This is a genomic window from Jejuia pallidilutea (assembly GCF_002973595.1).
Classification (GTDB): domain Bacteria; phylum Bacteroidota; class Bacteroidia; order Flavobacteriales; family Flavobacteriaceae; genus Jejuia; species Jejuia pallidilutea.
This window is the reverse complement of the sequence record NZ_PVEO01000003.1, coordinates 136,485-158,301: the sequence shown is the minus strand read 5'-3', so window position 1 is coordinate 158,301 and position 21,817 is coordinate 136,485. Positions and strand designations below refer to the sequence as shown.

Genomic DNA, 21,817 nt, shown 5'->3' with positions numbered 1-21,817 from the left:
TAATTTAACACCAATGATGCTACATTTGATAGTACTTCACCCTAATTTATGCTAAGATAAAATGAATTTTGATGTAAGAAGGCTTATTTTTTTGCTGAAGGGTAAATTACATGTTGTATTCCTTTAGTTCTAATTGTTCCCCATTAAAAACACCATAGGTGAAATACTGGATCCAATCGCCAAGGTTTATGTATTTAGAGTTGTTGTTTAAGTTAATATTTAAGGGTAAATGCCTGTGTCCAAATACAAAATAGTCGCGATGTTTATCTTCTAGTTTGCGTTTACAGTATTGTACAAGCCATTCGTTGTCTTCGCCTAAAAATGTGGCATCGTCATCGCCCGAAATTAATTTATTTTTTATGGAAAAGTATTGGGCAATACGCATACCAATATCTGGATGCCCCCATTGAAATACCCATTTAAAAAACGGATTTGTAAACACCTTTTTTAAACGTTTGTATCCTTTATCCCCAGGGCCTAAACCATCGCCATGACCTATAAAAAAAGTTTTATTGTTGAATACAAATTCTTTAGGCTTATGGTATACGGGAATGTTTAATTCTTCTTCAAAATAACCGTTCATCCATAAATCGTGATTGCCCACAAAATAGTGAATTGGAATTCCAGAATCTGAAATTTCGGCTAGTTTGCCCAAAGTTCTGGTAAAACCTCTTGGGACTACGGTTTTATACTCAAACCAAAAGTCGAATAAATCGCCTAGCAAAAAAATTACGGCCGCATCTTCTTTTATTTCATCTAACCATGCTACAAATTTCTTTTCGCGAGGTAGAGATGCTTCTTTGGAAGGAGCTCCTAGATGGTTATCGGAAGCGAAATAAATTTTTTTTCCTTTTGGTATTTGCATGGTGTAAATATAACAATTCCTGCGAACGCAGGAATCTCATTATTTATGTTTTGATATTCTATTTTTATTGTTCATGGGTTAGTTAGAACCAACCAAAAGATTTTGTAATGATGCACGATTTAGCTTTTTGGAACTGTTTAGTGGCCATTTCTAGCTTCTACTTGATAGGTTTTTACTGAGAAGTTTGAATGCCGATAAAGATAACCAATAGGTTAAAACTATATGTTAGCAAATAGGTGCGCTAGGGATTGTAACGGCAGCTTTTGGTCCCGCCAATGCGGGAAGCCAAAACTATTAGTGTAAAGCCCGACCCGAAAGGGGAGCGCCCAAAAACTACTCTTGATCGTAAGCGAACCACTCTGCAAAACTTGTGGCCGTTTCCTGGAGTTTTAAGGAATGTAACTTAATATTTTGTGGCAAACGTGCTTTTATTTTTTTTGCAAAATCTATAACCATCATCTCGCTGGTGGGTTGGTAATTTACTAATAAAACATTGTGCCCACGTTTTTTTAACTCGTTTGCTAAATCTACGTGAGGAGTGTTTTTGTTAAATACCGTAGCGTGATCGAACACGTTTACAATTTCTTCTTTAACGATTTTTTTTAGGTCGCCAAAATCTATTACCATACCGTATTTTACGTTGGTATTATCGGTTATGGGTTTGCCAATAACGGTAACATCGAGACGGTAACTGTGCCCGTGTACATTTTTGCATTTACCGTCGTAACCGTAAAGGGCATGACCTGTTTCGAAAGAGAATTGTTTGGTGATGCGTATATTACTCATATGCGAATTGTTGGTTGGCAAAGATACTATCTTCTTCGTTTTTTATTTACAAAATACACGATTATTAATACTAATGCGAGAAGTAAAAAGAGACCATTGCCGCTTAAAAAATTTAGAATGTCCATGGGGGATGCTAGTTGTTATTGTTGTTGCGCTTTTTATTGTAGTAATAAATCATGTAAGCAATAATTACTAGTACTACAAAGGGTATCATAGAGCCAATAAAAACACCTACTTCGTAACCACTATCTGGCGCATTTTTAATTTTTTCTTCGATGTCTGAATTTTGAATAAGACTAAAACCCAAAAGTAGTTTGTTTATCATCATGCTACAAAGTTAATTGTTTTTAGCGAGCGGGATAAATTGTTTTCTAAAATTGATGAGCAATGGCAGTGCTCTGGCAATCATCCAAAACGTTAGTGCAATAAAAATACCATTAAGCTTAAAATCTAGATAGTCTAAACCATATAGTATTGGAATAAATACTAAAAACGTAGCAAGTAACAGCACGTTTCTTAGTGTTCCCATTTTACCCAAACCTTTAAAAATACCATCAAAAATAAAGGCAATAGCGCAAATAGGTTGCATTATAAGCACTATCCAAAATACATTGTAAAAACGCTCTAAAACCTCATGCTCTTTAGTAAATAATAAGCCTATGGGTTTATAAATAATAAATCCTACCAAAGTTAAAGCGCACCCAACAACAAGCCCTATTTTAATGAGTTTTTTGTTGAGGTTTACCAAATCTTTATAATTTTTAGCACCAAATAAGCGACCAGACATTATGTTACCGGCGCCTGCATAACCATCTATAATAAAAGCGCCCAAAAACCATAAATTTATGGCAATGGTATATGCTGCAATATAGTTTTTACCATAACCAGTGGCAAAACGTGTAGCAAAATATAAGGTGATGTTTAGGGCTAGTGTTCTAATAAATAAATTAAAAATCATACCTATAAACCGCTTAATTTCTTTATTGAACGGAAAGGTAGGAAGCAGTGGTATATTTGTTTTTTTTAGCAAAAAGTATCCTGAAAATAAAGCCATAAGTATTTGTGCAGTAACACTGGCATAAGCTGCACCCTCAATATTCATAGGTGCTATGTACCCTGAAATGCCATATACCAAAACAAAGTCTAAAACAATGTTGGTGGCTGCACCTATTATAGCAACTATCATGGGGTGATATGTGTTTTGTAATCCTCTAAACGTACCAAAAACGGCTATAGTAAATAAGGTGAAAGGAAAACCAAAAACCCTTATTTTATAGTAAAGTACACTGTACTCTAAAATAAGATTTGATGCATTATAAAGTTTGAAAATTTCACTAGCAAAAGGGTAAGTGCTAGCTATTATAAAAAGGCTTAAAGAAGTTACAATAAAAATAGCTTGGGCAGGAAGGTTTTTAACGGCATTTAAATTATCGGCACCCAAATATTGCGATACAATAGCTGAAATGGCACTGCGTGTTTGCCCTAGTATCCAAATAAGCATAGAAAGAAAAGTACCAACAATACCCACAGCAGCCAAAGACTCTACAGGGTTTACATCAACGTTTCCTACAATGGCAGTATCGGTTATAGATAAAATAGGCTCTGATATTCCTGCAATAAGTGCAGGAACCGCCAATTTGTTTATGTATTTTAAGCTTATGTTTTTATTCACAGAACCAGTTCGTAACAATGAAAAGGGAATTTACTTTGTTTAGGAAAGTAAATATCGCCTAGTTTTTTATATCCGCGAAGTTCGTAAAACTTTTGGTTTCTTTTGTTTTGTGAAAATGTATCTAGTCGTATTGATCTATAATTTTTGATGGTCGCATAATTTTCAGCAAACGATAGTAATTGTTGTGCATAGCCTTTACCTTGAAAATTAGGATGTACCGCCAAACGATGGATATAGATATTGTTGTCATTAGGGGTTAACCATTTTATCGGATTATATTCTTCATCCATATAGGTTGAAATTGTAATGCATCCTATTATTTCGTTTTTAATTTCTAAAACATAACACTCACCATTATCAATATCTCTTTTAAATGCTGTGGCATTGGGGTAGAATTCATTCCATTGAAAAATGTGCTTGCTAATCATATGTGCAGCACATGCCTTGGTGATTTTTAAAATTTTATCTATATCTTCAGGTATTGCTTTTCGTATCATTAAATTGTTTTACTTTTGCCTTATAATTCTATGTAAATTTAAGCTTTAACTTTTGGTCATGAAAAATATTTTAGTTCCTGTTGGGTCTTCAAAAAATGCAATTAGTCATTTACAATACGCCGTAGATTTTGCTGAAGCTTTTGGCGCAAAACTTTTTGTGGTACAAGTGTATAATGTATTTACTAAAGCGGGAACAATGATAAATGTTGATAAAATTATTGAACGTGAAAGCTTAGAGTTTTTACAAGGTCTTGTAAAACAGGTAGATACGAAAAACGTTGATGTTTTTGTTAGAACTTTAAAAGGAGATTTAATAGACACTTTAGAATTAGCGTGTAAAGCTGCCGATGTAGATTTGGTATTGGTAGAACCAAGAACAAACTCTATTAAAGATGAAGTATACTTGGGAAAAACCTCTGGTAAAATTATTAAGCAAATGGATGTGCCAGCATTAATTGTTCCAGAAGGTTACAAATTCTCTAAGCCAGAGCATATTTTAATGGCCATTAAATCTGCCATTATTAGAAAAGAAAATGTTTTGTCGCCTATTAAGGATGTTAAAGACAAGTTTAAAGCCAATGTAGATTTATTATTGGTTAAAACACCGCATTACAATGATGGTGATTTTGATGTGAACGACGAATTAAACGCTATAGTAAGTAATACAACCGAAACGGTTAATGCCACTACTTTTCAAGGTGTATTAGAGCATTTTCAGTCGCATAAACCAGATATGCTCTGTGTAGTAAGACGTAAACGCGGTTTTTTTGCTAAAACATGGGAAAAAGATACAATTTTAAAAAAGGATTTTCATAGCAGTATTCCTGTTTTAGTTTTAAGTGGTTTAAAGTAATTGTTGTTCGCCAATTTTCTCTACTTCAAATAAATCTATAGATTCTTTTTTGCCTCTTAGCGTCTCCTCCTTTAGCTTACGTATTGTAAAGTCTTTAGTTAAGTTTAAATGTTCTATAAGGTTTTGGGATATAATAAGCTCTGCATTGTATATGTTGCATAAGCCTTGAATTCTAGCAGTAGTATTTAAAACATCTCCAGTAAAGAAAATTTCTTTTTTTAAAGCGCCAATTTCTCCTGTTGTAACTTGTCCGTAATGAATGGCAGCTTTAAATTCTGGAAATATGTTATATGTTTTTAAATAAACATCTTTTTTCTTTTCTAAGTCTAGCTTCATATCAAAAAAACAGTTAATGCAATTGTTTTGCTTTATGCCTGCTTTAAAATTCCAAGAAATTACAATTTCATCTCCTATGTACTGATATACTTCACCTTGGTTTTTTATAATAGCATTAGATAGGTTGAAATAATAATCTTTTAAAAAATCAAAATATTTTATATGCCCTAGTTTTTCTGCGATAGCAGTAGAAGATTTCATGTCTACAAACATAAATATACGGGTTTCAGAAACGGGTTTATGATATTTTCCTGTAAAGAAGTTAAGTAATACGTTCTGACCTAAATTTTCGCTGATTTCTGCATATAATAGTGAAAAAAGTAGCGAAACACCTAATTGAATAACGGTGCTTAAATGGGTAATACTAAATAAAAAATCAACATATCTGCTCCACACTGTTGGATGAAACACCGATATGTTAAGTTCTAAACTTACAGCTATAGGATAGTTAATAAATATAATTAAGAAAAAAATAAAGAGGTAGATTAAAAACTTGGACACTATTTTGGTTAATAAGCTTTTCTTTTCAAATATCTTGTTGAGGAATAATATTTCAATGCTCCCTACTAAAAGCCCAATAAGCGTTATACCAGTTAAGGCAAAGGCAAGAATTTTTGGTGTTATTTTAATAGCAGAAGCGGGTGTGTTGGTTATGTCTCCAATTGCAGCATATTCAATCCAAAGAAATATGCATGCAAACAACAACCAAATACATCCAAAAGGAAGAATTCTTAGGGCATTTCTTTTTACTAAGGGCGAAATTTTCATTTTTGCTACTCTTATTGAGTTTATTGCAAGTTAATTATTCTAAAGTTTAATATTAGGTGACATATTATTTTATAATAAAACGTAACTTTAATTTGTCTTTTAATATATTTACAAAAAATTATATTATTGTCCTAAATCAGGAATAAGGGGATGTAGCTCAGTTGGCTAGAGCGCTTGACTGGCAGTCAAGAGGTCGTCGGTTCGAATCCGATCTTCTCCACAGTAATAACAAGGCTTCAAGAGATTTTATCTTTTGAGGCTTTGTTTATTTATTAACTATACCAAACAAAGGCATTGCTAAAATTTACTGTTGTTTAAAAATAACTAATTTAAGGAAGAATTACTCTTTTATAAAGGCATCAATTAATTCAATAACACGCTTTAAAGCGGGCGATACGGCATTGGCATCCCAAGGATGTTTCGTGTTAAAAACATGGTCTGCACCTTCAATAATTTCTAAATTACTTTTTCCGCTCCATTTATGGAGTTGATGTGCTTCGTTTATTGCTACGCTCGTGTCTGCATCTCCATGAATAATTAAATAGGGGATTTTTAAATTTGAAACAGCGCGTTTTATGGTCAATCTTTCCTCATTGGCTTTGAAATCTTCATAAAATTGATAATAATGCGGCATGTGTTGTTTGGTTCTGCTGTTTTCAACATATTTTACACCATCTTTTTTCCATTCTTCTATGTTGCCAATTAAAGGGCCTCTGCTGCCGTAGTCTGACACTCCTGCGAGACTTATAACCTTTGTAATGCGTTGGTCTTCTTCGGCTTTTATAGTTACAATGCCACCACCTCGGCTGTGGCCAATTAAGTTAATGTTGGTTTTATCTAAATTGTTTTCAAATTCAGAGCTTTTATAAATCCAGTCTATCACAGCTTCTAAATCATCTAGCTCCTTAGTGTAGTTGTTGTTTCCAAAAGCCTCTAAATCTGGAAAGTCTATAGGCTGCTCTACCGTTCCTCCGTTGTGTGAAAAGTTAAATTTTATAAAGAAATATCCAGCACTGGAGAAGGCTTCGGCCATTAAATCCCAAGCGCCCCAATCTTTAAAACCTTTGTAACCATGGCAAAAAATAATTACAGGTTTTGGTGTGTTGTTGTTAGTGTAAAAAACATCTGTTACAATGGGTTTTTTATGTTTTTCTTCTAAGATAATATGTTTTGTAATTGTCATAATTAAACTTCTTTTTCTAAAAAATCAATATCTGGATTGCAAATTTCTGAAATTAGTGCTTTTAATTCTGTTTCAAAAGCAGCTATAGTAGCTTCGGTAATTAAGGTGTCCTTCTTACCTCTAGAGCTTTCTTTTTTAGCAAATTTTAGAAACCCCGAATTCAAATTTTTAAACGAAATTATACCAGCTTCAACAGGTAGACTAATGTTGTTTGCTTTGTACATCATATACACGTAGGTTAATACCTGAAAGCTCTTGCTGTATTTTTTATAATCGGTTGTAATATCTGCCCAGTCTACAACCTCTACTTGGTTTTGTTCCACACTGCCAGTTTTATAATCAATAATTCTGGTTATGCCATTATAAGCATCAACCCTATCTACCTTTCCAGTAATTTTTATTGGAAAATCTAGTCCAGAAATAGTAACTTCAACTTCATTATGTGCTTCAACCTGAAGGATTTTTATCTCGTTTCCTGCTTTTATATCTTCAATTTCGGCATTTAAAAAATTTAAAACGTAACGTTTGGCAATTTCAAATACAATAAGATTTTTTCCTTTTGAAATATCACCTTCTTTATATTCATTTTTAAAATGGAAGGTAACGCGATCGTTAATCTTAGGTTTTAAATTATTTATAGCATCAACCGTTAACACCGTATTTATAAGTGGCTCGTAAAAATCTTCTAAGGTATTGTGTACAACCGTACCTAAGGTATTTGCGGCAACGGTTTCCTCTACATCTTCGTATTCTCTAATTTTTAAAATCTTTTGATAGTAAAAATCTATAGGATTTCGCATGTAGTTGGTAAGCGACGATGGAGAAAAGCCTGCTTTGGCAAGATTAAAAATATCCTGTAATAAGGCATCGGTTTTGCGCACAGCATTTAAGCTGTGTTCTATTACAGGAACTTTTGGGGCTATAATATGATGTTTAATATTGTGAATGCCTTCTAATTCTAATTGTGTTATAAAACGGCTTTTTTCGCCACCAGTTAACACATCGGCTTCCGTATTGTACAATATAAATACATTTTTAGCGCGTTGTAGCAATCTATAAAAGTGATAGGTGTAAACGGCATCTTTCTCTTTATAAGTTGGCAAACTGTTTTCTAATTTCACATCAAACGGAATGAAAGAATTATTACTTTTTCCTGCCGGAAGAATGCCTTCGTTTACAGAAGAAATAATAACGGTTTCAAAATCTAAAACACGAGACTCCAGCATTCCCATAATTTGTAGGCCTTGTAATGGTTCGCCTTGAAAATCTAAAGTTTCAGAACTTAGCAATTCCTTGTAAACACTATGTAGAGAAGCAATATCTTTAATATGATTATATTCTGAATTTAACCGAATTACTTCATTAAACAACACGTTAAAACGATAGAGATATTCTAATGATAACCTATTTGATGATTTATCTTCATCCAAATATGATTTTATGGTAAATATTAACGCTAAACAGTTAGATAATGTGTCTTTTATAGATGTACTCCAGTTAGTAAACAACAAGTCTATAACTGCTGTATGTTTTGGGGCAATTTTTTTTAACTGCTCTGGCTTAATATAGGTTAAGTTGTTACTATTTATGTGTTCTATAAGTTTGTTTGATGTATCTGTGTGTTCTTCAAAAAATAAAGGTCTTACAAATTGATGAGACAGAATTGTAATTACATCTTTATAGTAATAACTATTTGAAGCTGTTTTATGTATTCTAAATAGATTTTCAAACAGAGATGCTAGCGGAATGGATTTTAAAGGAAATCCCATAGTAATATTAAGCGCCTCTATGCTAGAAGGTAGAGCATTTAATACAGGCACGAGTAAATTTTCGTCTCCTAAAACTACTGCAGTGTGTTGTAAGTTATTGTTTTCTAGTTTTAAATGCTCAAGTAATTCTCCTATATATTTTGCTTGCCCTACATTTTTTGGAATTCCCAAAACAGATATATTCTTTTCTTTTGAATAGTTTTGGGTAATCCAGTTAAAAGAATGGTTTTTAAAATAGGTCCAGCGTGCTTTATGTTGTCTTGTAAATAACCCTGCATCGTGTTTTGGATTTTCTATAAAAACAGCATCTATGTCCCAATATATTTTGGCTAAATCGTTTTGTAATAATTCCTGAATAATAGTTTCTTCTGCTGTGTTTAAAGCATTAAAACCTAAAAAAATGAACTTTTTATTGGCGGTGTTTTGTATGTAAGCCTCAATATTTTCTACGGCTTCTCTGTAAATTAAACCTTGATAACCGATGTTTTTATTTATTAAAGTGGTTGTAAAATCCTCGTAGTACGCGGTAAGCTTGTTCCAGAAGGATAGGTAGTTTTTAATAAATTCGGTTTGATTGCTTTCAGAAGACCAATGGTTTATTTCTTGTATGGCACTTAGGTAATTAAAAATTTGATGTTGCGGAATAAGGTAACGGTCTATTTCATTAAAATCCTGCAGTAGTATTTGCCCCCATTTAGAGAAGGATTCAAACGTATCTTGTTTAGCAGTTTCTGTAAGTTTTTGATAGGTAGTATAAAACTCAAACAATAAATCGGTATTGGTAACGCTTTTGAGTTCTGAAAGTTCTTCAACAAACTCCTCAATACTTAATATTTCTGGCGCAAATAAGGTTTTGTTGCTCACCTTTGCTATTTGGTGTTTTAAAAATAAGCCCGCTCTTTTGCTAGGTAGTATAAATGTTAATTCAGAAAAATTATAATTCTTCTTTATTAAATCATTTAAAACATCAAATATAAATGTAGTCATAGGTATAAAAATAAAAAACGCTTCGGGATTCCCGAAGCGTTTTTAAAAACTTATTATTTTAAGTGTACTTAACTTATTTTGCTAAGTTAATTTCTACACGTCTGTTATTTGCTCTACCAGCTCTAGTCTTGTTAGTGTCGATAGGCTTAGACTCTCCATATCCAAGAGCAGATAATCTAAATGCATCAATACCGTTTTCAATTAAGTATTCTTTAACAGCATTTGCTCTAGAATCAGATAATCTTTGGTTAAGCTTCTCACTACCAGTGCTATCAGTATGACCTTCTATGGTAAATTTAGCATTACTGTACTCTTTTAAAATAGCAATTATATCCTGTAAAACAGCAGAAGATTGCGCTTTTATAGTTGATTTACCAGTATCGAATAAGATAGTTTTAGCATAATCGTTAAGTGCTTTTTGTACAGCTTCAGTTACTTCAGGACAACCGTTGTTAGCAACAGTACCTTTAACGTCTGGACATTTATCATCTTTATCAAAAACACCATCACTATCAGAATCTGGCCATGGGCATCCGTTGTTAGCAGCAGGACCTGCTTCATCAACACACTTGTCATCAGCATCAGTAACACCGTCACCATCAGCATCAGGACAACCAGCTAGAGCTTTTAAACCAGCAACAGTAGGACAGTTATCATCTTTATCTACAACACCGTCTCCGTCACCATCAGGACAACCGTTAAACTCAGCTGCACCAGCTTCGTTAGGACAATCGTCTTTGCTGTCTTCAATACCATCACCGTCTGTATCAGGACATCCGTTGAACGCTTCTAAACCAGCAACATCTGGACAAGCATCGTCTTTATCGTAAATACCGTCACCATCAGTATCAGTTCCACCAAATCTAATTGATAAACCTGCAGTATGTTGGAAATGTGTATCTAAATAATCTTCAAATGCGTGTTTGTAAGATGTTTGTATAGTTAAACCAATATTATCGTTAAACCAAAGGTTGAAACCTAAAGTACCGTTTAAAGTACCAGCTCCAATTTCGTCTATCCAAGTGTAACCACCACCGATACCAACAAAAGGATCGAAAGTTTTCCAGTCTAATACTTCTCCAATACCATACTTAATAGTACCGTCAATTCCGTAATAAGATAAATCATCAACATTACGAGTTTCTTCTGGAAGAGAACCAGGGACATCACCCCATTTGTCAATTTTGTTTAAAGATCCAGCTACTCCAAAAGAGAAACCATCACCAATATACTTAGAAACAGAAATAGTAGATAGGGAAGGTAAAATGTTGTAGTGATCTTCTACGTTGGCAAATTCATCAAAGATAGTTTCGCTAAAAGCGCCACCATCGCCATTTGGATAAGCGTCAACTGCATTTAAACCAATGGTAATTTGCCAAGGGTTGTTTTTGTCTTGCGCATCAACGTTGCTATAACCTAGTACAAGCAACATAGCGAACAATAATCGGCTAAGATTTTTCATATTCAAAAGTTTAATTTTTAAGTGTTAATTGTGAACAAAAGTAAGTTGTTAAATGTTATTAACAAAGACAAATATATAAAAAAAATGAAGATTACCTTTATTCATGGGTATTTCAGAATGATTTTAGATAACATTTTGTTTAAATGAACACATCTTAAAGGACTAGTTTTTGTTAAAACTAACTTAAACCGATTTTACATATAGCTCTCGATTAAAGTAAACTAGTATTTTTTCTTTAACATTATACCCCATATCTTCTAATATTAGTTGATAGGAATTTATCTGGTTGATGTGTTTTTGTTGTTCCTCACCAGTTTTGTAATCTATTATTACAGCGGTATTGTTATTTATAATTAATCTATCGGGTCTTATAATTATACCATTTTTCGTTATAATATCCCTTTCGTTATAAATGGTTATATTTTTTCTGTAAAACGGTTTTAGTTTAGGGTGCTCCATTACATTTTTTAATATAGGTTTTAATTGATTAGATTGCTCTGGCGTTATAACAGCATCATGTAAAGCATCTTGTAACGCTTTGTCTAAATCCTCAAAAGTGAAAATTTTAGACATAATTTCGTGGATTAAATTACCTTTTTCTATGGCATCTTGCTGTTGGGTATTCCATAATGTGCCAGACTTTGTTACAATTTTAATGTTGAGGTCTTCCTTGGCGTTAGATATAAAGCTTTTTTGTTGATATACAGGCTTTTTTTCTTCAGTAACCAAAGACTCTTTAATGTTATTACCAAAAGTATACACTGTATCTACACCGTTCCAAAGAGATAAATGCTTTAAATAGTTAATTAACAATCCAGAATACTTTTTATTTTTAGCGTCGTCTTTTAAACTGTCATCGTTCTTAGAAATAATGTAAAGCTGTTCTTTGGCTCTGGTAAGTGCAACATACAGTAAATTGATGTTATCTAGTTCTTGTTGCGATTTATGTCTATTAAAAATTTCTAGTCCTTGAGTACCAAACTGTTCAAAATCGTTATTAAAGTTTAGTAGGGTATACGAAAATCCAGCATAGTGCTCTGTGTTTAGCTTAAACCATTCTTTAGGTTCAATTTCCTTATACATGTCTAAATCTGCATAGGGGAAAATTACAACGGGGAATTCTAAACCTTTGGATTTATGAATTGTCATAATTTGTACTGCATTCTGGCCTTCTGGAGAAATAATGCTTAAAGTTTCTTTTTTCTTGTCGAAATACTCTAAAAAAGAGCCAATATCCGATCCTTTTTTATGGTAAAAATCCAAAACAACATCTAAATAATATTGAATGTACGCATTTGGCATCTTAATTAAGTTAAAACGTCTTGCTATAGCCTCTGCCAATTCGTAAAGTGGTAATTGTATTAAGGTATTGGGGTTTATGTGAATATTAAAGTGTTGGAGCGATTGAAATAGCCCATTACTACTTAAATTAATATGGTTGGTGAAAAACTTATGTTTATCCTCAATATTTAACAACTCAGTTAAAAAGTTTAAAACCTCTATTTTCACCTCATTATTTTCGGGTTGTAATAATAACCTTAGCACATTGTTTATAAATCTAACTTCTGCAGCATTGGCAATTAACAAGGTTTCAGACGATAAAATAGGAATGTTCTTCTCGCTTAAATAATTAGCTACAGCAACACCATCTTTTTTCTTCCTAACCAAAACAGTAATATCTGCATATTCAAAACCATTATTAATACACTTGTTTACGCTGTTTAAAACAGTTGAAGGGAAAATTTCGTTTCTGTCATCTTCTTTTTCTATATCTAAAAACGATAATTCTACATATCCATTTTTACTAAGCTGGGAGTTTTGGCGGGCATTTTTGTAAAGCGCTGCGTAATCTGGATTTTGAAATACTGTATTTGCAATAAATTTGAACAACCCATTGTTAAATTGAATAATTTCCTTAAAGCTTCTGTAGTTGGTGCCTAAATTGTTAATTTCTTGGGCAATAAAAAACGGGCGTTCCTTTAAATTAAATAAATCTATAAATTGTTCTGCTTTACCACCTCGCCAACGGTAAATGGCTTGTTTAGCATCGCCTACTAGCATAGTGCTTCCACTTTCGGTAGATAACGCATTGTTTAAAAGCGGGATTAAATTTTCCCATTGTTTTACCGAGGTATCTTGAAATTCATCAATAAAATAATGTTTAAACTTTTCGCCGATGCGCTCGTAAATAAAAGGTGTGGGCTGGTCTTTTATTTCTTCACTTATTATAGTGTTAAATTCTGAGATAAGCATTTTATTTTGGTCTTCCTTTAAAAATGTTAGCTCTTTATTTATAGCGTTTAAAACTGAAAGGGGCGTGATGTTTTTGTAGAATAGCTTTAAAAATTTATAATGAAATACACCTTGTTTGGTTTTATGAAACACCAATGCAATTTGTGGTTGTATTTGTTCTATTGTTGAGGCAATATTTTCGGTAACCCGTTTTGGGTAAAGTGTTTTGTTTTCTAAGTCTTCCTGCCATTTAGCGGTAAAATTCACTTCAAAATTTTTCGAACTTAATTTTTGAAAATGTTTAGGCAAATAACTTCCCGAAAAATCACTAAATTCTAAACCAGACTCTTCAATTAAAGCCAATGCACTTTGCGCTGCTTCGGCCACAGCATGTTCTGTATGTTTTAACTCTTTTTTTATTTGTGTTTTAAGGGTTTTAAACTCATCTAGTGTTTTGTCTTTTAGTTGATTTATATAAGGAATATCATTTTCGTTTACCAGCAATTTTGCTATTTTGTTAAAGTCGAACGATACGTCCCAACTCTTATCGTCGTCAGCCTTTTCAATAGCAAAATCCACCAAAATATTGGTAAGCTGCTTATCTGTTCCTGCTTTGTTTATTAGGCTATCTACAGCTTCACTTAAAAGGGCGTCTTGGTCTAGTTCTACTTCAAAATTTAAAGGAAGACGTAAATCGTAAGCAAAAGTTCTAATAATTCTATGGGTAAAACCATCTATGGTAGAAATATCAAAAGCAGCATAGTTATAAATAATGGTTTCTAAAACAGATTTAGATTTGTGGTGAAGCGCTTCGGGCAGCACATTTAGTTCTTGGCAAAGCGATGTAAACATCGTGTTTTCTGGTGTCTCTAAAATAGATGGATTAGCAAATGTTTTAAGAGTATCGATTATGCGCCCTTTCATTTCAGCCACAGCTTTATTGGTAAATGTAATTGCTAAAATGCGCTTAAAAACATCTTGGTTTTTACTGCCTAAAACAATCTTTAAGTAAGATTTCACAAGTGTATAGGTTTTGCCACTACCAGCAGAGGCATTGTAAATAGTAAAATTACTTGGAGCTGCCATAACTTATAATTTGCTTACAAGATAAAAACTCTCAATGAGTTCATAACTATTTATTATTTTTAATTGAGACCTTTTATGTATAACTTTGTTGAAACGAAATATTAATATTTTAAACAAAATTAATTATGGCTTTTGAATTACCAGAATTAGGTTACGCGTATGATGCTTTAGAACCTCATATAGATGCAAGAACAATGGAGATACACCATTCTAAGCACCACGCAGGATATACAAACAAGTTAAATGGTGCTATAGAAGGCACCGATTTAGAAGGAAAATCTATTGAAGATATTCTTTCTAATCTAGACATGAGCAATAGTGCTGTTAGAAATAACGGTGGCGGATTTTACAACCACTCTTTGTTTTGGAGTGTTATGAATCCTGAGGGCAAAGGATATTTATCTGGAGAGTTAAAGGACGCTATTGAAGCAGCATACAGCTCTAAAGAAGGCTTTATGGATGCATTCTCTAATGCTGCCGCTACGCAATTTGGCTCTGGTTGGGCTTGGTTGTGCGTACATAAAGGCGGTAAAGTAGAAATTTGCTCTACAGCAAACCAAGACAACCCAATAATGCCAGGAATTGGTTGCGGAGGTACACCAATTTTAGGAATAGACGTTTGGGAACATGCTTATTATTTAAATTACCAAAACCGTAGACCAGATTATATTAATGCATTTTTTAATGTAATTAATTGGAATGAGGTTGAAAAGCGTTATGCTGAGGCTAAGTAAAACGGTTTTTATACAATATTTATTAAAACGTTCACTTTATGGTGAGCGTTTTTTATTTGAACTCAATTCTACTTTTTTTTTGATTTTAAAAGAAAACAAATAAAATGTTACAGTTTAAGTGTTTTAGGCAAATAGTAAACATCTACATAAAGTGTTTTTGGGTTTAAAATGAAAAAGGTGAACTGTACAGTTCACCTTTTTGCCCCAAATCTACCATAAACTTAACCTACTTATGTTATGGTGATTCAAATATAGAGTCATGCTAAGGCTTCCAAAAATATTTTGGCTGAACTGCTTATAAATTGGCTTAAAGGAATTGCTTAGGGTAAATAATTAACAAACCATTAGTTTTAAACAAACCCCAGTGTTATATAGGCTTTTGTAATCTTATCTTTTGTTAAGAAGACTGCATAAAAAAAGGCGAACAGATGTTCACCTTTTTTTGCCCCAAATCTACCATGAACTTAACCTACTTATGTTATGGTGAGACCAATTTATATGTATTTTAGATAATCAGAATATTTATTAGATGAATTGCGCATTTATCAGACAAAATACATAGTTTACGGTTTAACCGTAAAAAAATTAGCAAAATGATAATTAATAAGCCCTTTCTTTATTGCCTTCATAAAAATTAAGGAACGCTCTGTTCACAACCCTGTTTCCTCCATCGGTAGGATAATTGCCTGTAAAATACCAATCTCCTTGATGCTCTGGACACGCTTTGTGTAAATTCTCAACAGGTTGGAATAATATTTTAACTTCAGCATTAATAGATGTATCGCTCAATAATTCTGAAATTTTAATAGAAATTTCATCATCAGAAAACGGTTCGTAAATTTCCTTCACATAATTCAGTACATTTTTGTCTTCAAAATCTTCTTGCGACTTACATTTTTTGTAAACATCTTCTACAATATGATATTGTCCGCGATCTTTCAATAACGCCAAAGCAGCTCTAAAAGCTATTAAATCTTCTAGTCTAGCCATATCTATACCGTAACAATCTGGGTAACGTATTTGTGGTGCAGACGATACAACTACAATACGTTTTGGGTTTAAGCGGTCTAGCATTTTCAAGATACTTTTTTTAAGCGTTGTACCACGAACAATACTATCGTCTATAATTACTAAATTGTCGTTGGGCTGTATAACACCATATGTAATATCGTAAACGTGGGCTACTAGGTCGTCTCTACTACTATCTTCAGTAATAAAGGTCCTTAGTTTAACGTCTTTAATGGCAATTTTCTCTACTCGAATGCGTTCTGATAAAATTTCAGTAACCTTATCAGCTGAAATATTGCGTTGACCATTTAAAATAGTTGCTGTTTTCTTTTTGTTAAGCTCAGATTCAGCTGTTTCAATCATTCCATAAAAAGATGTTTCAGCAGTATTAGGAATATAAGAAAACACAGAGTTTTTTAAATCCCCATCAATAGCATCTAGCACTTTTGGCATTAGTAGTTTACCAAGCATTTTGCGCTCTTGGTAAATTTCTGCATCACTTCCTCTGGAAAAATAAATACGCTCAAAAGAACAAGATTTTCGTTCTAATGGTTCTAAAATCTTTTTTATTGAAAACTTACCCGATTTTTTAGTTATAATGGCGTGTCCTGGAGGTAGCTCGTTTACATCTTCAAATTTTACATTAAATACAGTTTGTATTACTGGACGTTCTGAAGCTACAACAATTATTTCGTCGTCGCTGTAATAATAACATGGTCTTATGCCTGCTGGGTCGCGTAGCACAAAAGAATCTCCATGGCCTATTAATCCTGCCATGGCATAACCTCCGTCCCAGTTTTTTGCTGCGCGTTTTAGTATTTTAGATACCTTAAGGCGTTCTGCAATTAAGGGCGACGCCTGTTGCTTGTTGTACCCTTCTTTTTTTAAGTTTTTATATATTTTACTTACTGCATCATCTAGAAAATGACCAATTTTTTCCATGATGGTAATAGTGTCTGTATATTCTTTAGGATGTTGCCCTAGCTGAATAAGGTTTTGAAACAGCTCCTTAACATTGGTCATGTTAAAATTACCGGCCATTATCAAATTTCTATGCATCCAGTTGTTTTGTCTTAAAAACGGATGTACACTTTCTACGCTATTCTTTCCAAAAGTACCATAACGTACGTGCCCTAAAAGCAATTCGCCAATGTAGGGAATGTTGCGTTTTTGTAAAGCAACATCGTCATTATATTCTGGATGATTTTTAAACTCGGTATTTATTCTATCGTTTATTTGATCGAAAATATCCTGAATAGGTTGTTGTGCAACAGAACGTACTCTACTAATGTAACGCTCCCCAGGTTTTGTATCTAACTTTATGCTTGCAAAACCAGCACCATCTTGTCCACGGTTGTGCTGTTTTTCCATCATGAGGTACATTTTATTTACCCCGTAAAATGCGCTTCCGTATTTTTCTTTGTAAAACTCTAACGGTTTTTTAAGTCTTATGAGTGCAATTCCGCATTCATGTTTTAAAGCATCGCTCATGTTTGGTTTTTAATTGATGTTTAGTTTCTTAACTTCCCTCTAATAAAAACGCACCCGTTTAGAGTGCGCTACCTTGAGTTAATTCTATTTCAAATTGCGTTAATTGTTTAAACTGTAACAGTCGTTTTTCAACGTCGTCTTTAGATAAATTTTGCATACGCTCTGTGCCAAATTTTTCTACGCAAAACGATGCTAAGGTAGAACCATATATTACAGCGTTTTTCATGTTTTCAAAAGAGATATCGCCGGTTTTAGCTAAATAGCCAGCAAACCCTCCTGCAAAGGTGTCGCCTGCACCAGTGGGATCAAAAACTTCTTCTAGAGGTAGGGCGGGCGCATAAAACACATTGTCGTTATGAAACAATAGCGCACCGTGTTCCCCCTTTTTTATAACTACATATTTTGGTCCCATCTCATGAATTTTTCTTGCGGCAACCACAAGCGAGTATTCTCCGGTAAGTTGTCTCGCTTCTTCATCGTTAATGGTAATAACGTCTATACGTTTTATAACGTTTAACAAATCATCTAAGGCGCAATCCATCCAAAAATTCATGGTGTCTAAAATTGCCAACTTAGGTTTTTTCTGCATTTGGTCTAGCACACTAGATTGTACGAGTGGATGTAGGTTTCCTAACATTACTACATCTGCATCGGTATAATTTTTTGGTACAACAGGCTTAAAATCGGCAAGTGTATTCAATTCTGTAACCAATGTATCCCTTGAGTTCATATCGTTGTGATAACGACCGCTCCAAAAAAATGTTTTGCCCTCTTTAATAATTTCAATACCTGAAATATCAAGATTTTTATTTGCTAAAAGATTTAGGTAGTCTTCTGGAAAATCGCCACCAACAACAGATACTAAGGTTGCATCTACATTAAAATGTGAAGCTGAAAGTCCAATAAAGGTAGCTGCGCCACCTAAGATTTTGTCGGTTTTACCAAAGGGCGTTTCAATGGCATCAAACGCTACGGTACCAACTATTACTAGTTTACTCATAAAAATGGAGTACTGATTTTTTTGCAAATATAAACCTTTTAAAAACTAATGGAATAAAAAATTAGTGAATATGGCTTTGGGTGTGTTTTTAATAAGCACTTGTGAATTTGAGTAGATTTTATAATTGAAAAAAGAAAGATGTGTATTAAGACCATAAGTTTCAATCTTTCAGGATATATAGCATGTGGTTTCTTAAATACAGAACGGATAGTATATTTTTTTATTTATGAATGATTAAAGCCTATTAGATATTAATAATTTGATTTTCAATACTTTATAAAATGTAGTTTGATTAGTTTTTATTTAAAAAATAGAAACGACAGTTTGTTTTTAGTTATCATATTCAGAATGAATTACTTATAATTTTCTTGGTTTTTTTATGCTTAGAGTTGCTTTTTTAGCGTATGATTTTTTTTAGTTTTGTGTCCCAAATTTATCAAAACCCAAAAAATATGATCTACAAAAATTACTTATTTATGTTAGGTATTTGTGCTTTAACGTCATTACAAGCACAGCAAAACGCCACGGTTTCAGGCGGTGTTGTTTCAGGATCTAGCGGAACAGTTTCCTACAGTGTAGGAGAAACGTTAACAAACCTTACCACAAATGGCAGTTATAGCTTAAATTCTGGAGTGATACAAGCTTACACTATTTCTGAAACGTTAAACTCACCAGAGGATGCTATGATTAGTGTGTCCTTAAAAGCATTTCCTAATCCAGCTACAGATGTATTAGTGTTGTCTGCTACCAATGCAATGGACGCTCCATACACCTACGTGCTGTATAGTTTAGAAGGCAAACAGCTTTTAAAAGGCCAATTAACAGCCAATACAGCCCATGTAAATATGCAATCTTTTACACCGGGAACTTACATTTTAAAAATTAACAAAGACAATACCCTAATTAAATCATTTAAAATCTTAAAGAACTAACCAATGAAAACTTTAAAAACCTTAATTACCCTATTTATTTTAACAATTTGCTATACGGGCTTTTCGCAAGCGCCCCAAAAAATAAATTATCAAGCAGTATTAAGAGCTACAGATAATTCGTTAATTTCAAATCAATCTGTAGGAATGCAAATTAGTGTATTGCAAGGAAATGCTAACGGAACAGCAGTTTATGTAGAAACACAAGCACCTGTTACATCAAACGAGGGCTTAATTGGTATTGCCATTGGAACAGGAAACGTTCAAACAGGTGATTTTACAACTATTGATTGGGCAAACGGACCATATTTTGTTAAAATTGAAACAGATCCTGAAGGTGGTAACAACTATACCATAACCGCTACCAGTGAATTAATGAGCGTGCCTTATGCATTACATGCCAAAACAGCAGAAACAGTTAATAATATTGATTTAGATGATGTAACTAATAACGCGTTAAGTATCCAAAACGGAGCTATGGTTATTACCAACCTATCCACTACAGAACGCGACGCAATCGCTAATCCTCCAAGAGGAACTGTGATTTACAATAGCACCGATAACCAATTACAAGTAGCAAAATATGAGGGCACTGACGGAATTGATGAAGTGGGAGGCCCAAGTGAGTATATGGATCCAGGTTATGTTAATAATTTTGCACAAACATTTATACCAAGAGGTACTGATGCTATTTCTAAAATCGATTTAAACTCTAAAACAGCTACGAGCGTAACGTTAAAGATTTATGAAGGCGAAGGGAATACCGGCACTTTGTTGCATTCGCAGACAGAAAGTGTTTCAGCCGGCATTAACTCCATAACCTTGAGCACTCCGCAAAGTGTTACTAAGGGCAACGTTTACACTATTCAGTTCGAAAACTGTGAATGTGGTTATGCTGTAAACGGTATTACACGTTTTGACCGTGGTAAAATGATAGAGGTAGATACTCCAAATCCTACAGGATTTGATGTTGCTGTTTATGATTTTTACTGTCTCCTTACCTTCCAATCGGGTTATACTTTTTGGATAGGCTTGTAACATACCAATTGGGTTTATGTTTTAGTGAGGCTTATAAAAAAAACGCTATGCCTTGTTAGCAGCAAAAAACAATTACTAAACTTAATTCAAAAAAAATGAAAAACAATTACTTATCTATTAAAACAACCTTAATTCTAGCTTTCACGTTTTTATTACAAAATTTAACAGCACAATGTGTTGTAAGTAATAACCCTCAATTTGCAGTGCCTTGGGAAAGTACTGCAAATTGGTCTATAGGTCAAGGCTTTACAGCAGAGTGTAGTGGAGCTTTAGAGTACGTTCAATTCCTTGCCGCTACAACTGGTACAATATCAGCTGGTACGCTTAAAGTATATAGTGGTAATACGGTTAGCGGAACACCTATATATACGCAAGCATATCCTGAAATAACCATTAGTCAAGTAAATGACCCTATTAGAATAAATGTTACTGGCAACGTAAATGTAACTCAAGGCAACCAATATACTTTTGAATTTACCATAGATACAGGTATGAGTATTGTTGCCGATTTTATTAATGAATATTCTGGAGGTAATCTTTTCCGAGATGGAGTTAGTTTATCTATAACAGATGCCAAATTTTCAGTTTCAATTTCAGATGATACATTAGGTCTTGATGCGTTTACTGTTTCCAATAGTACAAAAGTATTACCAAATCCTGCTTCCGAATATATTAAAGTTTCAGGCTTAAAAAATAAAGCAACATATAGTATTTATAATGCATTAGGTTCAGAAATCGCTCATGGTAAAATTTCTGATAATGAGGCTGTTGATATTAAAAGCTTCGCCAATGGCCTATACTTTTTAAAATTAGAAAACGGGAACACCGTAAAATTTATTAAAGATTAAACAACTCAAAGCTTTTGCTAACACAGGCATTAAAAAAAGGCTGTCTGAAAAGTGTTATCCTGAATGGTCCCGATAGCTAACGGGATGAAGAATCTTTAAAAAAAAACATTGACAATGAGTGTTTTGAGATTCTTCGCTATCGCTCTGAATGACATTAAAAATACTTTCCAGTCAGCCTCTTTTTTTATTTCCGCCCAAAATCCGCAGGAATTTCGCCCCAGGCTTTGGTTTCCCATTTTATAATAACTGTGTTGCAGGGATAATTGCTTTTTA

17 protein-coding genes, 1 tRNA gene and 1 pseudogene are annotated in these 21,817 nt (G+C 33.4%); 6 read left to right on the top strand and 13 right to left on the bottom strand.

What is annotated here, in order from left to right; genetic code table 11:
* Nucleotides 1–106 precede the first annotated feature (106 nt).
* The 5 genes from CLV33_RS06740 to CLV33_RS06720 form a co-directional block, all read right to left on the bottom strand.
* Nucleotides 107–865 (bottom strand): UDP-2,3-diacylglucosamine diphosphatase, encoded by a 759-nt coding sequence (locus CLV33_RS06740; protein ID WP_105473255.1) that lies wholly within the window; start codon nucleotides 863–865, stop codon nucleotides 107–109.
* A 333-nt stretch (nucleotides 866–1,198) separates the two neighbouring features.
* A complete protein-coding gene (locus CLV33_RS06735) occupies nucleotides 1,199–1,651 on the bottom strand; it encodes a 6-pyruvoyl trahydropterin synthase family protein (protein ID WP_105473254.1) in 453 nt (150 codons plus the stop codon).
* Between the two features lie 133 nt (nucleotides 1,652–1,784).
* Nucleotides 1,785–1,979, bottom strand: coding sequence for a hypothetical protein (locus CLV33_RS06730; RefSeq protein ID WP_235420511.1), 195 nt, complete (start codon nucleotides 1,977–1,979; stop codon nucleotides 1,785–1,787).
* A 9-nt stretch (nucleotides 1,980–1,988) separates the two neighbouring features.
* Nucleotides 1,989–3,323, bottom strand: a complete 1,335-nt coding sequence (locus CLV33_RS06725) for an MATE family efflux transporter (RefSeq protein WP_105473253.1) — start codon at nucleotides 3,321–3,323, stop codon at nucleotides 1,989–1,991.
* A complete protein-coding gene (locus CLV33_RS06720) occupies nucleotides 3,320–3,820 on the bottom strand; it encodes a GNAT family N-acetyltransferase (RefSeq protein WP_042240485.1) in 501 nt (166 codons plus the stop codon). Before CLV33_RS06720 ends, CLV33_RS06725 begins: the two co-directional genes overlap by 4 nt.
* A gap of 58 nt (nucleotides 3,821–3,878) precedes the next feature.
* Here CLV33_RS06720 and CLV33_RS06715 point away from each other — a divergent pair, with 58 nt between their 5' ends.
* Nucleotides 3,879–4,673, top strand: coding sequence for a universal stress protein (locus CLV33_RS06715; RefSeq protein ID WP_105473252.1), 795 nt, complete (start codon nucleotides 3,879–3,881; stop codon nucleotides 4,671–4,673).
* On the opposite strand, the gene CLV33_RS06710 is transcribed toward CLV33_RS06715, so the two are convergent.
* Nucleotides 4,665–5,777 carry an adenylate/guanylate cyclase domain-containing protein gene (locus CLV33_RS06710; protein WP_105473251.1) on the bottom strand — a complete coding sequence of 371 codons (1,113 nt, stop codon included), beginning with the start codon at nucleotides 5,775–5,777 and terminating at the stop codon, nucleotides 4,665–4,667. The genes CLV33_RS06715 and CLV33_RS06710 overlap by 9 nt on opposite strands.
* 146 nt (nucleotides 5,778–5,923) lie before the next feature.
* On the opposite strand from CLV33_RS06710, the gene CLV33_RS06705 reads away from it, so the two are divergent.
* Nucleotides 5,924–5,997 (top strand) — tRNA-Ala (locus CLV33_RS06705).
* Between the two features lie 120 nt (nucleotides 5,998–6,117).
* Here the strand turns inward: CLV33_RS06705 and CLV33_RS06700 are convergent.
* The 4 genes from CLV33_RS06700 to CLV33_RS06685 form a co-directional block, all read right to left on the bottom strand.
* Complete coding sequence (locus tag CLV33_RS06700) at nucleotides 6,118–6,960, bottom strand: alpha/beta hydrolase family protein (RefSeq protein ID WP_105473250.1); 843 nt, start codon at nucleotides 6,958–6,960, stop codon at nucleotides 6,118–6,120.
* A gap of 2 nt (nucleotides 6,961–6,962) precedes the next feature.
* On the bottom strand, nucleotides 6,963–9,716 hold the full coding sequence (locus tag CLV33_RS06695; protein WP_105473249.1) for a PD-(D/E)XK nuclease family protein: 2,754 nt from the start codon (nucleotides 9,714–9,716) through the stop codon (nucleotides 6,963–6,965).
* A 73-nt stretch (nucleotides 9,717–9,789) separates the two neighbouring features.
* Nucleotides 9,790–11,178, bottom strand: a complete 1,389-nt coding sequence (locus CLV33_RS06690; protein WP_105473248.1) for an OmpA family protein — start codon at nucleotides 11,176–11,178, stop codon at nucleotides 9,790–9,792.
* A 183-nt stretch (nucleotides 11,179–11,361) separates the two neighbouring features.
* Nucleotides 11,362–14,496 carry a UvrD-helicase domain-containing protein gene (locus CLV33_RS06685; RefSeq protein ID WP_105473247.1) on the bottom strand — a complete coding sequence of 1,045 codons (3,135 nt, stop codon included), beginning with the start codon at nucleotides 14,494–14,496 and terminating at the stop codon, nucleotides 11,362–11,364.
* A 125-nt stretch (nucleotides 14,497–14,621) separates the two neighbouring features.
* Here CLV33_RS06685 and CLV33_RS06680 point away from each other — a divergent pair, with 125 nt between their 5' ends.
* On the top strand, nucleotides 14,622–15,230 hold the full coding sequence (locus tag CLV33_RS06680) for a superoxide dismutase (RefSeq protein ID WP_042240498.1): 609 nt from the start codon (nucleotides 14,622–14,624) through the stop codon (nucleotides 15,228–15,230).
* 600 nt (nucleotides 15,231–15,830) lie between these two features.
* On the opposite strand, the gene CLV33_RS06675 is transcribed toward CLV33_RS06680, so the two are convergent.
* Both CLV33_RS06675 and CLV33_RS06670 read right to left on the bottom strand, forming a co-directional pair.
* Nucleotides 15,831–17,729 (bottom strand): amidophosphoribosyltransferase, encoded by a 1,899-nt coding sequence (locus CLV33_RS06675; RefSeq protein WP_105473246.1) that lies wholly within the window; start codon nucleotides 17,727–17,729, stop codon nucleotides 15,831–15,833.
* Between the two features lie 58 nt (nucleotides 17,730–17,787).
* Entirely contained in the window at nucleotides 17,788–18,729 is a 942-nt protein-coding gene (locus CLV33_RS06670) for a PfkB family carbohydrate kinase (protein WP_105473245.1), read from the bottom strand.
* A 476-nt stretch (nucleotides 18,730–19,205) separates the two neighbouring features.
* On the opposite strand from CLV33_RS06670, the gene CLV33_RS06665 reads away from it, so the two are divergent.
* The 3 genes from CLV33_RS06665 to CLV33_RS06655 all read left to right on the top strand — a co-directional run bounded on the left by CLV33_RS06665 (nucleotide 19,206) and on the right by CLV33_RS06655 (nucleotide 21,544).
* Nucleotides 19,206–19,661, top strand: coding sequence for a T9SS type A sorting domain-containing protein (locus tag CLV33_RS06665; RefSeq protein WP_170063986.1), 456 nt, complete (start codon nucleotides 19,206–19,208; stop codon nucleotides 19,659–19,661).
* 3 nt (nucleotides 19,662–19,664) lie between these two features.
* Nucleotides 19,665–20,696 carry a hypothetical protein gene (locus tag CLV33_RS06660; protein ID WP_105473243.1) on the top strand — a complete coding sequence of 344 codons (1,032 nt, stop codon included), beginning with the start codon at nucleotides 19,665–19,667 and terminating at the stop codon, nucleotides 20,694–20,696.
* A gap of 95 nt (nucleotides 20,697–20,791) precedes the next feature.
* Nucleotides 20,792–21,544 carry a T9SS type A sorting domain-containing protein gene (locus tag CLV33_RS06655; RefSeq protein ID WP_105473242.1) on the top strand — a complete coding sequence of 251 codons (753 nt, stop codon included), beginning with the start codon at nucleotides 20,792–20,794 and terminating at the stop codon, nucleotides 21,542–21,544.
* 184 nt (nucleotides 21,545–21,728) lie between these two features.
* Here CLV33_RS06655 and CLV33_RS17665 read toward each other — a convergent pair.
* Nucleotides 21,729–21,809: pseudogene (locus tag CLV33_RS17665) on the bottom strand (ribonuclease H); the annotation flags it as partial.
* Between the last annotated feature and the right edge of the window lie 8 nt (nucleotides 21,810–21,817).